Genomic DNA, 12499 nt, shown 5'->3' with positions numbered 1-12499 from the left:
CTCGTCAACTATCAACTTGTGAACTAAAAAACTAAAAAGATATGAACAACGAAATGTGTGGATGCAACGGAACGTGCGGCAGCGAGGAAAAGACCTCCACCGCAAAAGGAATAGTAAGAATCAACTACAAGGAGGACTTCGAGTTAGTAGTGGAACTATTAGCTGGAGATAAGCCTTATAAGCTGGGCGATGAAGATTTCAGGATAGACTTTATCGTCATGGCGAGCCGATACACAGTAGGTCGCACAGGTGGCATTTGCGAACGGTGTGCGGTGGACGGCAACAAGATACGGTGCTTCATGGACAGGCATGGTTTGCCTCCTGGTGAGCTGCGTGCCGAGGTGAAAGTGAATAATCCTGACCCCAACTATGCAAACGGAAGTAGGCTGAGCGTGGCGATTGCCGAGGGTGTAGTGGTATTAGTGAAGGACAACACTCGCTTTGACGGTGCTGTGGTGAAAGCCAATATCCCTGTGGCTTTGGTGGATGCTTTCCAATTGGCAAAGGCACACGGCTATAAGGGTACGATAGATGAGTACTACGCTACGTTCAACGATATTGGTCATCTGAAAGAAAATATCAAGGGAACGCTGGATGAAATGAAGGAAGCCGAGAAGCTGCGGGCTACTGCTGAAACGGAAAGAGCCAAGGCTGAAACTGAACGGCAGAGTAACCGAGATAAGTTCAACACTGCCGAGGGTGAGCGGGTGAAGAATGAGCAACAGCGACAGAATAGCGAGGAAAAACGTGAACAGGCGGAAGTGAATAGATTTACCGCTGAAAACTATCGTAAGAGTGCAGAGGAAGAACGATTAAATGCTGAACAGCGACGCAACAGCACGGAACAGGCACGACAGACAGCTGAGGACCAACGTAGAAAAAATGAGATAGAAAGGTTTGCTTCAGAAAATGCGCGTTTCAAATGGGAAGAGGGTCGCAAACAGGCGGAAAAACAACGACAGACAGCCGAAGAACAGCGCAAGCAAGCCGAGACGGAACGAGTTAACTCGGAAACGGTATGGAAAGAGTATGAAGAAGCAATTAAAAGAGCCGAGCGGCAACGGAATGCCACTGAAACGGAAAGGGTGGCTGCGGAAAAGCAGCGGAACAGCACGGAAGTATCACGGAAAAAGAATGAGCAGCAGCGACAGACGAATGAAGATGCACGCCAAAAGGCAGAAAAAGAACGTGCCACTGCCGAGGGGAAACGTGCGGATATAGACAAGGAGCGTGACGAGCTTGTCGCCAAGATGCAGGCGGCATGGCAAGAGATAGAACGCATGAAGAAATTGCGTGAGGGTGAGTACGGCAAGGAGATAGAATTAGTAGAGAAAATCAAGAACGCTGCCAAAATTCCTACGCAGAACGTGTGGCTCGATGCCACGAACGGACAGATAAAAAGCACGCCTGCCAGTGAGGGTATCAACGCAAACGCCTACAAATACTACTATATAGGAAGAAGAGAGGTGGTGGGAAATGGAGGTAGATTCACAAATAGATATCTTCGCTCTCTTGACCTGAGCAACTGGGACACGCAGTCACTCTCGGACGCAAGCTATATGTTCAAGGGCTGTTCGTCTCTGCAATCAATAGATGTAAGCAACTGGAATACACAGGCACTAAAAAACGGATTCGCCATGTTTTCCAATTGCTCTGCGCTTCAGACAATAGACCTAAGCAACTGGAACACGCAGTCACTGTCAAGCACAAATTATATGTTTGAGAACTGCACATCTCTCCATTCAATAGACGTGAGCAACTGGAACACGCAGTCACTCTCGGACGCAAGCTATATGTTCAAGGTTTGTTCGTCTCTGCAATCAATAGATGTAAGCAAATGGAATACACAGGCACTGTCGAATGTATCAAGTATGTTTGAGAATTGTTTATCTTTGGAAAAGTTGAATTTTAGAAATGTGAATTTTAATAAAGTAACAAGAGCAAAAGGTATGTTCTATAACTGTAATGCACTTGAAGAGCTGTGGCTGCCGCTGACGTTCGACCTACTGACTTCGATTGACTTGAGCATACCGAACTGGGGCGCAACGCCAGAAGGTTTGGCGTCTTTGCGCCGGACGTTCGGAGAGGGTGCTGATGACCGCACGGCAAAGGGTTTGCATCCATGCACGGTGAGGTTGCACGAAAATGTATATGACAGGCTGACGGACAATGAGCGTGCGGCAGCAGCAAGGAAAGGTTGGACAATCACAAAATAGAAGAATATGAAAAGGACAGAAATTAACGGCTGCACGGTGCTTGAAGCCGATGTAGGAAAGAAGATAGTCAAGGACAACGAATTTGTGTGCGGCACGGTGGTATGGCTGGCGGTGAACGATACCGCAGAGGACTACACCGAGATTACCGAGAAGGAAGCAGAGGAGATGGAGAAAGAAGCCTCCCCCGACCCCTCCGAAGGAGGGGAATAGCCTCTCCCCCTGCCCCTCCCCGAAAGGGAGGGGCAGGGAATGGCTGAACTAACGACTTGTTCACTTGTCAACTCGTGAACTCGTGAACTATAAAATATATTAACAACTTAAAAAACAAAAAAAATGAAAGAAGTAAAGAAAGAGAATTGGAAGTATTTGGTAGTGTTTTTCATGATGGCACTGTCCATTGGTGTAGGCAACTATTTTAATTTAAGAGCCGAAGCTGGCGGTTGGGGAATTGTGGGTATGGCTGCCGTTATCAGCACCATTTCGCTGGCTGCGCTTGAGTTTTGCAAAGTACTCATCTACGGTGGCTCATGGAATTGGCAACGTGTGCTGGTAGGCATCGGTGTAGCAATCTTGTCAAGCGCTCTGCTATGCGTAATTTGATGGAGAAACTTGCGAGTATAGGCACGGACAGACTGCTACATTTCAATGCCTGTTTGTTCGTTGCCTACCTCACCGCACGACTGCTGCCTTGCTGTACGGTAGAGCGAATGTTAGCTGGTTTTACATTTGCCGTCCTCATCGGCTTTGGAAAAGAGCTATATGATGAAGCACAGGAAGGCGATATGTTCGACTGGCACGATTTATTGGCAGACGTGGCAGGAGCGGCGGTGGGAGCGGTGATGGGACTTTGAACTAAAAGAAAATTCGAGGGACGATTTTGTAAACTAAAAGATAATGAATGAAACAAGAGTAATTATAGAACAATGTAGTGCGGGAGTACTTACATCCTTGGCTGCGATATTTCTGCAAGATGCAATCAGTACGATGCTGCCATGGCTTTTCACTATGTTAGCCGTTATTTTGTGCGACTTAGCGTTTGGCGTTAGAAAAAGCATGAAATTAGGAATACACATCAGTCCGAGCCGTGCGATGCGTGCGACCATGAGTAAGATGGTGACGTATGTGGCATGGGTAATGGCGGTGGCGATGATAGATTGTGCTGAAGGGCATTCGCTCAACATCACCCGATGGGCGTGCTTGCTCGTTTGTCTGATAGAGGGAATGAGCATTATTGGTAATATGCTCAAGCCGTATGGTTATGATTTAAGCGTGAAAAGTTGCGTGGTGTTTTTCCTCTCGCTCATTTTCAGACAGGATAAGGAAAAGCTCGAAGACTTGGTATCGGATGAACATCTTGATGTGATTACCGCAAGAGAGAGAAAGAAGTGGGGGGACGTGAAGAAAAAAAACTCCACAAGTCCCTCAAAATGAGTGTAGACTGTGGAGTAACGGATTAAACCGTCAGAGGTACATCCTCTTTCTAAAATGCGACACAAAAATAAGAAAAAACGAGATAATAATGAAAGAAGTATTAAAAAAGCGGACACCTGTATTGTCCGCTGGAGGAGCGACATCACATCGCTATCTTCTTGTTCGCAGGAACAAGGAAAGAAAAGCATCGGGATTTTTTAGGGTAAATCCTTTTGCCATTTTTCACGATGTATGGGCGAAATAAACGCACCATGCCACTTTCTTGTAAATCATCCATTCATAACACCTCCTTTCTGTTTTGCGCCCAACCTGTATCGGACGCTTATCTGCACTCTACCAAAGTGCAGAAAAAAGCCCACAATTTACAGGCTTGCGGGCTTAATCTCGTAGAGAGATGCGGACGGTGATTTTTGGTAGCTCACCGAAAGGAGATGCTCTCTTGGATGATTTACGGCACAAAGATAAAGTAAATAAATAAAAGCGACAAATCTTTAACACACATTTAGGAATTATGAAATATAGAGCAAGTGACACACTAATAAGTAAGCTAAAAGCGTTTGAGGGACTTCGATTAGTAGCTTACAAGCCTACGAAAGCAGAGCGGTGGTACACCATTGGCTACGGACACAGCGCAGGAGATGTAAAGGCAGGAATGCGCATTAACGAGGAAAAGGCGGAAGAACTGCTCAAACGTGACCTTTTCTTTGTGGAGAAGTTCATAAACGGTATACCAAAGATAAAGACGCAAGGTCAGTTCGATGCGTTGGTGTCGTTTACCTACAATGTGGGCATTGGAAAGTTGAAAGCGTCTACGCTATTAAAGAAAATCATGCACGATGCATCTACGGCAGAGATACAGAGAGAGTTCATGAAGTGGGTGTACAGCGGAGGAAAAAAGCTGGACGGACTGGTGAGAAGAAGAAGGTGGGAGGCGGAAAGATATGGACTTTGAACTTTGAACTTTGAGATTTGAACATTGAACTTTATAGTTAGCAAGGCTATCAACTCGTATACTCGTGAACTATGAACTTGTAAACTTCAAACGATAATACAAATAATATGGCACTGAACAGGGATAAAATTGATAAGGGGAAAGTAAGACGCTACTTCAATGACCGAGCAGGAAAGCACAAGTACTACAAACACTGCATTAACAAGATTGTGAGAAGAATGTGCAAGAATGTGGATGAAGATAGCTACGAGCTGCGTATAAAGAAGCCTTATCGTGGCTGGGAGCATTGAAATGTAAAACAATTAATCAGGCGTTCTTTGACATTGTGGGACTGTTATAATTTGAGTTAATTTGTTTGAGCTTTGGTACAATAATTCTATCTTTGCGAAATAGAAATAATAATAATCGGTATGCAGTTAAAATTTGAAGGGCAGACAAGTTCTATAGATGCTGGCACACTTATCAACGTTCTCATGCAATATCAGAGCGTTGCACAGGAGGCAAATCTCATTTATGGTGGAGGAACCCAAGAAATAAAAATACAGGTAAATGCTATCGAAAAGGGTTCTTTCATTATAGATCTTGAAATTGTGCAGAATGTGATTCAACAGCTTTTTAGCAAAGCGTCCGTTGAATACATAGTTGCATTGACAGGGATTATTACCTTCTCCTATAAGGCCTATAAAAAATTAAAGGGGAAGCCCATAAAAACAGAAGACGATAAAAAGAAAATAAGTAGTCTTTCGGTTAATGGAGATATGAACGTAAATATAAACGTTTATAACAGCAGGGCAACAAGGGAAGCGATTTCCAAGTCTATACAGGCCGCTGATGATGACGCGAGCGTTGAAGGGTTTTCTGTAAAGGACAAGGAGGATAATGTTATAGTTACTTTTAGCAGAGATGAGTTCAAAGAATACAAATACGATGATTTTGATACAGAGGAGGATGTTCATGAAGAACGCATTGTTGATTCTGAAGCTACCTTAATCATTGTCGGGCTGAATTTTGAGAAAGGTTCCAGGTGGCAATTCATGTACGATGGATTCAAAATTCCTATTGTTGTAAAGGATGATGCACTTATGAGGAAAATTGATGAGGGGGAACGCTTTGGGAAAGGGGATTCTATCCGTGTGAAATTGCGTAAAATACAAAAGTATAATAAGGAATACAGAGCATACGAAAATAAATCGTATAAAATAATTGAATTTTACGAACATATAATACCTCCACAGCAAACGGAGCTTTTCTAAGCACAAATTATATATATGACTATATCGCCACAGCTTAAACCCCTCGAAATCGAGATGTTCAGCGGCAGTCCCACATTATTGAGATTGCCGCTTTTGCGTAAATAATAAAAACAGACAATATGAGAGGAAAGAAGAATTACTTACTTGTAATGGTTTTAACGCTGCTTTCGCTGACTGGCTGCAAGACCGTTAAGTTTGTGCCTGTGCCAGAGTATCACACCTTATATAAAACGAGGGTGGACACGGTGCAACGTTTGGATAGCGTGTACTTCAGGGATAGCGTGTTCATGGCGGCAAAGGGCGACACGGTGTTTCTGACCAAGACGCAGTGGAGGGAAAGATTTAGAAACGTTTACCATATCAAGGCGGACACTGTTATGCAGCTTGACAGCATTCGTGTGTCTTACCCTGTGGAAAAACAGCTTACAAAGTGGGAGCGGTGGAAAATTGACATGGGCGGCTGGGCAATGGGCGTGGCGGCTGTGCTGGTTATCTTAGTCATTTTGAAAGTGACTAAGATAGCGCATAAGATATTTGTTTGATGCAGAAACAGAACAGCTGCTGCAAAAAGCAAACCCTGCAAATATATCCGCATGGGTGTGCGAGCAAATCAAAGAGAATAGCAGGTAACGACTGTTGATTTTGCTTGTTGGTATTCATTGAAAGAAAATCTCATTTTTTAGATTTTTTTCTTTCTTTCCTCCTGTATCATCCTTTTTGCCTTGCTCATGAGCATTTTATAGGCATTGTCGCATAGGTCACCCCACTTTTCGTTTTGCAGGTAAGATGAATTTTTGCGTAAGTAGTTCAGTTTTGCCTTGACCATATCAATGAGCTGCCTCATGTCGTTGAACCGCTCATAGTTGAGTGTTTTGTCGTATCTATGCAACGTGTCATTCATGTCAATAAGACAACAGTTAATGACATCGCACGCCATGAACAATGCAATTTCTGCCGCCCGCATGTATTCTTCATCCTCTTTACTCATTCCGATGCTTTGTAGTGTCGTGTCGGAAGCCTCGTTTTCGGCAGCTTTCAGATATTCGTCTATCGTGCGAGTGTGTAGGATTTCTATTTTTTCCCCGAGGCGCATGGCTGCTTGAAACATTCTTTTTCGCATCAACTCGTTCTGCTGTATACGCATTTGCCTAACTGATGGATGTTGATTGAATTGTTCATCTATCTTTGCCAGTAAATCGGATGGTATGTCCTTTAATTTCAGTTGGTTCATTGTTGTTTGTTCTTAGTCTTTTCTTTCATTATTGTTTTCAGTTCCTTTGCGCTTGCATGAGGATACTCTTTCAGAATGGCGATAAACTTTTCACGCTTTAGCTCCTTGTAAAATTTAACGAAATCAATTCTAACGAGGTCGCACGGCTCGCCCGGGTCAATCGCGTTTTCCTTACCACTCTTTGCAGCCATAGCTGACAATGCGAATACGTCAATACCGTCCTTATTAACGATGAAGTACACATCTCCGTTAATATGTATCTGACCATAATATCTTGCTATTGAGAACTGTGAGTTTTCCCAATATTCCTCTGCCATGCAAATTGGCATATCGTTGTTTGTCATTGTCTAATTATTTTATTTTGTTTATACAATTTCTCTATATTTAATCTACCCTTTCAAACGTGTATGCCTCCACCCATGGGTTGCGCTCCCAAGTGCCTTTGCCGCAGATATTATTGATGAGCGCAGCGTAGGCTAATTTCGGTGTTGGAAATAATTTTATATTACCGCTTCTCGTTTCTCTGTGTGCTTCCTTTTCCCAATCCCTTACCATCAGCCCCTCAACATAATATCCGATTGTCGCTTTTCTGATGCCCTCTTTCAAGCAATCTTCGTTTGTTATGTCCTGCAAACGTTCTATTCTTACATCGGTAATCTTGACGTGATGTGGCATAAGGTCGGCACGGACAAACATCTTATTGGGAAAACCTTTCTTAAACCAATCTGTTTCACGCTCCCATTCATCGAAGCTCGCAGACCCTATATCAGAGTAACGTTGCGCAATAGCTACCACTTCTCCAGCCTTGTATCGCAGCATCTTTTCCGTTTTCTGCCAATTACCGATGGGTATTTCCTTTTTTATGACACGCCTTGTCATTGTCTTCGTTCCGCCCAGCACCGCTTGGGTGAGGAGGAACTTGTCGTTAAACATTATTTTCTTCATTTGATTATAGTTAAAAGGACAGGACGCACCGATAAATAAAAGTGTCTAATTTCTAAATTATCTTGTAAGTGGTGCGCCTATCCTGAATTATTTACTATCTTTGGGGTGTCTAATTTTTAAATTTACAAACTTATGCAACAGAAAGTAATTACTATTGCAAAGCGCTTTCAGGCAGTTGACCAGTATTATCTCAACCTTGATAGTATCACAAAGGATATTAACGATAAAGGCTGGATAATAAAACAAATTATCTCTACTTCATTTGAGCATCAACCATTCGGACAAGAAGCTCGCTATCCTGTTCTGGCCGTAACCCTTTTGATAGAACGCCCTTAGAGATAAAATCATAGGCTCGGTTTAAAGCGTCCGTATTTGCCCAAATCACATTGCAAACACACCATAATCGGGTGTTCCATTGCCAAAATGGAGCATCTGAAACCCACTTATATGCCATCTCGATTATTTCCACAGAGCTGTCATTGTATCGTCTGTAGATTTCCTTTCTGATTTTCTTCTTCGTAATAAACATGATGTTTTTCATTTGCTTTCCTTTTTTAGTTCCTTGATAAGGTCGTCTGCCCACAGTATGCAATTATGGACATGTGATGCAACGCTTGCACCAGACATTGGTTGGTCGAATGACGCTACCATTATGTCTCTTGCAATCTCGTATCGGCGTTGCTCCCAGTCAATAGGCTTGACGGTTTCGTTATTTATTTGTACACCTTTCATTTGTGCGCCAACATTGAAATCTAATTCAAATCTTGAATATTCTTTCCTATTTTCACTATCCAGATAGCTTATAAAACATCCGGATAGTCTATCAATAATACTAATAACGTCTACAATTTTTCCTGTTTTAATAACTTTTGCTTTCATATTATTTATTTTTATCTAAAACCAGACCACCATTCAAAACGTGTTGTATCATACTTTCACCACCTTTTAGCATTTTCTTGAAAGAAGGTCTGCGAAACTCAAATACCTTGAAGTCTTTTGGAAACGTATCTTTCCGATATGTTTTCAAGTGAGTCATTGTACCACCGCACTCGCAACTTATACAAAATGGCGTTACACCTTTGTCTGCACAGGTGGTAAACACTTCCTGGTGGCATACTTCTCACACATAGCCATGAATTTCGTCACGACCATCGTAACACTTAATGTTTGCAAGGTTATTATACCTCTTTTCAAGTTCTTTTCTTTTCATGTCATTTTGTTTTAATTCACTTATTAAAATTATTCTCGCACCACTCGTAGAATGATGCTGCTATCTTTTCTATTTCATCAATTGATTGGTTTTCGTATGACAAGTCTAAATCTACTCTATCTATCTTATCCGTGCTAACTAATATTGCTACGGTTATTCCATAGTCAGGGAATCCTTCGATATTTCTACTCTTTTTGTAATCCGTATAGTCCCATACAGCAAATTCAATCTGGTATGGTGAATTATTCCAATCATGCTTACGAGGTATCGGAGATTTGAACCATCCGTAATTCTCGTTAGCGTGACCGTTGTTGTACTTCTTGTAGCCTCGCCTTTTCAGTTCTGCTGCGAGGATGTTGTATTGTTCTTTCGTCATTGTTATTCCGTTTTAATAAGTAATTAGTTTTCGTGTATGTTGCCGATAACGCAGCAGTCTTTATAGACATTATGCAAATCATAGCTTATCACGTTTGCCGCTTCACATACAAATCCGTCCTTACAGTACGACACAGTTCGAGTTCCGTCCAAGAAATCTACATTGAGAATATCTCCCTCAAAAATCTTCTTTCCTTTCTTGTCTTTCAGCCCTGTGTACTGACCTACTGTGTCAGAATCTACCTCGTATTCTAAACAAACTGCATCAAATTCGCATATATAATCAGATATATATAATTCATTTGATTCTTGAACATGGATTTCATCTACTCTGTGTATAAGATTTCCGTAAACCCATTCTCCTGTCCCTTTAACTTTCCCACGAAACAGTATCTCTCGTTTTGCCATTATTGTTATATTATTCTTGTCCAACATTCGTTATTATCCCATTGCTTATTTTAGCGTTACCTAATACGCAAACGTTACCTAATACACGAGCGGTGCCAGATACACGAGCATCGTCATATACCAAAGCGTCGTCACGTACCAAAGCGTTGTCAGATACACAAGCTTTGCCAAATACCCAACAATTACCAACGTGTGATAGGTTGTCCTCGCTCTCAACATATCCGCCTTTGTCGCCTTTCTTCACATATTCGAAATCTCGCAAGGCTTCTATTCTGTACAAAGTTCTGCCACTTACCGTGATAGTTTCATCTACCAATAGTCTGTATTTCTTTTTCATTGCTATAACTATTTATCTAAATAAACTTTTTTCAATTGGTTGATTTCCAAGAATAGCATTTACACGCTTTATCTCTACATCTACTTCTTTCTCTACAACCTTACACTGCTCAAGTACAGTTTTGCTTCGAGTCTTGAAGGATTCTTGTTGCAATCGTCGTATCAAAGCGACTTTGTCAAAAAACACGACTGTTCATACTTTATCTCCATTTTTATTTAATTCAACTTCTGCATCGCATCCTTTTCCTTCCTTACAATTAAGGTCCGCCAGCCCAATCTTGATATTGTCGAATACAAACTCAATCATACCACAAGGGTCGCTTGCCGTAATGCTTATTACGTCAGCTCCGATATGCGCCAAAGCCTTTGCCACGATGTCAAGATAATACCATCTAAAAAATGAATTCCCAATCTTTACGACAGCATTTTCGTCGTGAACTTTCCTGCCTGTGTATGTTTCCTTCTTGTGTGTTATCACGCCATCGCCACCACACATCGGACAATCGAAATCGTGGTAATGCGTATGTAAGTTATCATCTGTATATTCCCATTCTACCTCACCAGTACCACCACACTCCTTGCATTCTTCCTCGTTTCCTTCTGTTACCAATTCATCTACCAACGGACATGCATCCAACGCCTGTCTGATAGCCTTATATGTACAAGATAAATGGCATGGTCTTAATACTTTTGGTAGTTTTAGTTCTTCACATCTCTTGACAGGCTCGTAGTGTTTGTTAAGCCTGTCTGGGCTAATTCTGATTATTACATGACCTTCTGTTGCCCAAACTTCATTGTAGACAGGATGGAGAAATGGAACATACGTAAATGCTCTAACGCCATCTCCTGCTGTAAACATTTCTAACAACTCGGTCTCGTTCTTGATTTTATTGTTTTGCATTGCTGTTTGTTAGTTTACGAGTTAGTAGTTAACAAGTTTACGAGTTAATAGTCATTTATGTTATCTAACTTCCCATCCTTTCTTAGTGGTTGACTGTTTGGGCTTGCGTCTAAATCACATTCTTTAATATAAAACTTTCGGGCAACTTCCTCATACGGATCTTGCTTTAGCGTCACCTGTTGATTGACAAGATTGACATCTTGTGTGCTGTGTCGTGACATTTTTACACTCACCTTTCCTGCTTGAATATTAATGGCATTGTCAGTAATTTCTATTTCCACTTTCTCATCCGTGGTTTTGTATGGAGAAAAGACGAGCTTTCCTCTTTCTGTAAAGTCCTTTGCATTAATGTCAAAACCCGTACTTTGCATTTCATTGTCGTTTTGGCTTTTGCAGCCGTTGCTTATTTTGTTTGTTTCCATAGCTTTACTTGTTTTTTCTATCTTTCAACTCATTAACATGCTTAGTGGCTGTCGCCAAGCTGTCAATAAAACCGTCCTTATTGATACCGTATCTCGCTGCTATCTCAGACATTTCTGACAAAAAATACGCTAATGAAGTTATAAATACTGGTAGTCGCATTACAAAGTCATTATCATCTATAGCCCTCATCAAACTCAAATAAAATTTATTAAAGTCTTTGTACTCTTGCTTCGTGAGTTCCTTATTGTTTGTTTCCATTGTTTTTCTTTTGTATGTTGTTTTATCTTACTTATCCCTTTTCTGTTCTTTCAATTTATTAAGACGTTTGGCATTATTCATCACGAAATCAATGAATTTATCTTTACCGATACCGTATGGCTCCATTGTCCCAGACACGGCTGACAAGAAATTCACTAATGAACTTGCAATTACTATTAGTTTCATGTTTTCACTATTGTCTTTCATAGTGTCCACCAATGCCGTATATAATTTTTTGGAGTCTTTTTCGTCCTGCTTTGTAATTTCTATTCCGTTTATTTTCATTTTTATTTCGTATTTATTTTTTTTCATTACCATCCAAATCTACAGACATAACTTGCATCGTGTCAGACAACAGACTTTTTAGGAATTGGTACTTATTGATACCAACTTGTTCTACTATCTTAGAAATATCGGATAAAACAAGCGCCAAAGAGGCTGTTAGTATTGTTAGTTTCATTCCTATACAATTATCTTACACGACTCCCATCAGTTTCATACAAAATTCATCAATGTCTTCTATGTCCTGCTCCGTAAAACTATATTTGTTTGCTTTCATT

23 protein-coding genes are annotated in these 12499 nt (G+C 41.2%); 11 read left to right on the top strand and 12 right to left on the bottom strand.

Going from position 1 to position 12499, the window contains the following annotated elements:
* The first annotated feature begins 41 nt into the window (after positions 1-41).
* The 10 genes from NQ518_RS00845 (at position 42) to NQ518_RS00800 (ending at position 6394) form a co-directional block, all read left to right on the top strand.
* Positions 42-2216 carry a BspA family leucine-rich repeat surface protein gene (locus NQ518_RS00845; RefSeq protein ID WP_227961234.1) on the top strand — a complete coding sequence of 725 codons (2175 nt, stop codon included), beginning with the start codon at positions 42-44 and terminating at the stop codon, positions 2214-2216.
* Between the two features lie 6 nt (positions 2217-2222).
* A complete protein-coding gene (locus NQ518_RS00840) occupies positions 2223-2426 on the top strand; it encodes a hypothetical protein (RefSeq protein ID WP_227961236.1) in 204 nt (67 codons plus the stop codon).
* 123 nt (positions 2427-2549) lie between these two features.
* Positions 2550-2816 carry a hypothetical protein gene (locus NQ518_RS00835; RefSeq protein WP_227961238.1) on the top strand — a complete coding sequence of 89 codons (267 nt, stop codon included), beginning with the start codon at positions 2550-2552 and terminating at the stop codon, positions 2814-2816.
* Positions 2804-3067: a hypothetical protein gene (locus NQ518_RS00830; protein ID WP_227961241.1), complete on the top strand. Its 264-nt coding sequence runs from the start codon at positions 2804-2806 to the stop codon at positions 3065-3067. The genes NQ518_RS00835 and NQ518_RS00830 overlap by 13 nt, the downstream gene beginning before the upstream one ends.
* Before the next feature lie 43 nt (positions 3068-3110).
* On the top strand, positions 3111-3647 hold the full coding sequence (locus NQ518_RS00825) for a phage holin family protein (protein WP_309565591.1): 537 nt from the start codon (positions 3111-3113) through the stop codon (positions 3645-3647).
* 88 nt (positions 3648-3735) lie between these two features.
* The gene (locus NQ518_RS00820) at positions 3736-3891 is read left to right on the top strand and encodes a hypothetical protein (RefSeq protein WP_227961244.1); all 156 of its coding nucleotides are present in this window, start codon (positions 3736-3738) and stop codon (positions 3889-3891) included.
* A 267-nt stretch (positions 3892-4158) separates the two neighbouring features.
* Positions 4159-4599, top strand: coding sequence for a lysozyme (locus tag NQ518_RS00815; RefSeq protein WP_227961246.1), 441 nt, complete (start codon positions 4159-4161; stop codon positions 4597-4599).
* A gap of 107 nt (positions 4600-4706) precedes the next feature.
* Positions 4707-4889 (top strand): hypothetical protein, encoded by a 183-nt coding sequence (locus NQ518_RS00810; RefSeq protein WP_227961248.1) that lies wholly within the window; start codon positions 4707-4709, stop codon positions 4887-4889.
* A 120-nt stretch (positions 4890-5009) separates the two neighbouring features.
* Positions 5010-5852, top strand: a complete 843-nt coding sequence (locus NQ518_RS00805; protein ID WP_227961250.1) for a hypothetical protein — start codon at positions 5010-5012, stop codon at positions 5850-5852.
* 119 nt (positions 5853-5971) lie between these two features.
* Positions 5972-6394 (top strand): hypothetical protein, encoded by a 423-nt coding sequence (locus tag NQ518_RS00800; protein WP_227961252.1) that lies wholly within the window; start codon positions 5972-5974, stop codon positions 6392-6394.
* Positions 6395-6531: 137 nt separating this feature from the next.
* Here the strand turns inward: NQ518_RS00800 and NQ518_RS00795 are convergent, their stop codons facing one another.
* Genes NQ518_RS00795 through NQ518_RS00785 form a run of 3 tightly spaced genes read right to left on the bottom strand, consistent with a single transcriptional unit; the run spans position 6532 to position 8028 of the window.
* Positions 6532-7083, bottom strand: a complete 552-nt coding sequence (locus NQ518_RS00795) for a hypothetical protein (protein WP_227961254.1) — start codon at positions 7081-7083, stop codon at positions 6532-6534.
* Positions 7080-7427, bottom strand: coding sequence for a hypothetical protein (locus tag NQ518_RS00790; protein WP_227961256.1), 348 nt, complete (start codon positions 7425-7427; stop codon positions 7080-7082). Before NQ518_RS00790 ends, NQ518_RS00795 begins: the two co-directional genes overlap by 4 nt.
* A 40-nt stretch (positions 7428-7467) precedes the next feature.
* Positions 7468-8028, bottom strand: coding sequence for a hypothetical protein (locus tag NQ518_RS00785; protein ID WP_227961258.1), 561 nt, complete (start codon positions 8026-8028; stop codon positions 7468-7470).
* Positions 8029-8160: 132 nt separating this feature from the next.
* Here NQ518_RS00785 and NQ518_RS00780 point away from each other — a divergent pair, with 132 nt between their 5' ends.
* Complete coding sequence (locus NQ518_RS00780; protein ID WP_227961260.1) at positions 8161-8364, top strand: hypothetical protein; 204 nt, start codon at positions 8161-8163, stop codon at positions 8362-8364.
* Positions 8365-8565: 201 nt separating this feature from the next.
* Here the strand turns inward: NQ518_RS00780 and NQ518_RS00775 are convergent, their stop codons facing one another.
* The 9 genes from NQ518_RS00775 to NQ518_RS00735 form a co-directional block, all read right to left on the bottom strand.
* A complete protein-coding gene (locus tag NQ518_RS00775; RefSeq protein ID WP_227961261.1) occupies positions 8566-8907 on the bottom strand; it encodes a hypothetical protein in 342 nt (113 codons plus the stop codon).
* A gap of 347 nt (positions 8908-9254) precedes the next feature.
* Positions 9255-9614 carry a hypothetical protein gene (locus NQ518_RS00770; protein WP_227961263.1) on the bottom strand — a complete coding sequence of 120 codons (360 nt, stop codon included), beginning with the start codon at positions 9612-9614 and terminating at the stop codon, positions 9255-9257.
* A gap of 23 nt (positions 9615-9637) precedes the next feature.
* Positions 9638-10021, bottom strand: coding sequence for a YopX family protein (locus NQ518_RS00765; protein ID WP_227961265.1), 384 nt, complete (start codon positions 10019-10021; stop codon positions 9638-9640).
* Positions 10022-10031: 10 nt separating this feature from the next.
* Positions 10032-10358 (bottom strand): hypothetical protein, encoded by a 327-nt coding sequence (locus NQ518_RS00760; RefSeq protein ID WP_227961267.1) that lies wholly within the window; start codon positions 10356-10358, stop codon positions 10032-10034.
* 192 nt (positions 10359-10550) lie between these two features.
* On the bottom strand, positions 10551-11258 hold the full coding sequence (locus NQ518_RS00755) for a hypothetical protein (protein WP_227961268.1): 708 nt from the start codon (positions 11256-11258) through the stop codon (positions 10551-10553).
* A 44-nt stretch (positions 11259-11302) separates the two neighbouring features.
* The gene (locus tag NQ518_RS00750; RefSeq protein WP_227961270.1) at positions 11303-11680 is read right to left on the bottom strand and encodes a hypothetical protein; all 378 of its coding nucleotides are present in this window, start codon (positions 11678-11680) and stop codon (positions 11303-11305) included.
* 4 nt (positions 11681-11684) lie between these two features.
* Complete coding sequence (locus NQ518_RS00745; RefSeq protein WP_227961272.1) at positions 11685-11939, bottom strand: hypothetical protein; 255 nt, start codon at positions 11937-11939, stop codon at positions 11685-11687.
* 27 nt (positions 11940-11966) lie between these two features.
* A complete protein-coding gene (locus NQ518_RS00740) occupies positions 11967-12251 on the bottom strand; it encodes a hypothetical protein (protein ID WP_227961274.1) in 285 nt (94 codons plus the stop codon).
* A complete protein-coding gene (locus NQ518_RS00735) occupies positions 12238-12399 on the bottom strand; it encodes a hypothetical protein (protein ID WP_227961276.1) in 162 nt (53 codons plus the stop codon). The genes NQ518_RS00740 and NQ518_RS00735 overlap by 14 nt, the downstream gene beginning before the upstream one ends.
* Positions 12400-12499 lie beyond the last annotated feature (100 nt).

Origin of the sequence: Hoylesella buccalis ATCC 35310 (assembly GCF_025151385.1) — a bacterium.
Lineage (GTDB): Bacteria > Bacteroidota > Bacteroidia > Bacteroidales > Bacteroidaceae > Prevotella > Prevotella buccalis.
The sequence above is the reverse complement of the archived record's forward strand: the minus strand, read 5'-3'. Positions and strand labels throughout refer to the sequence as shown.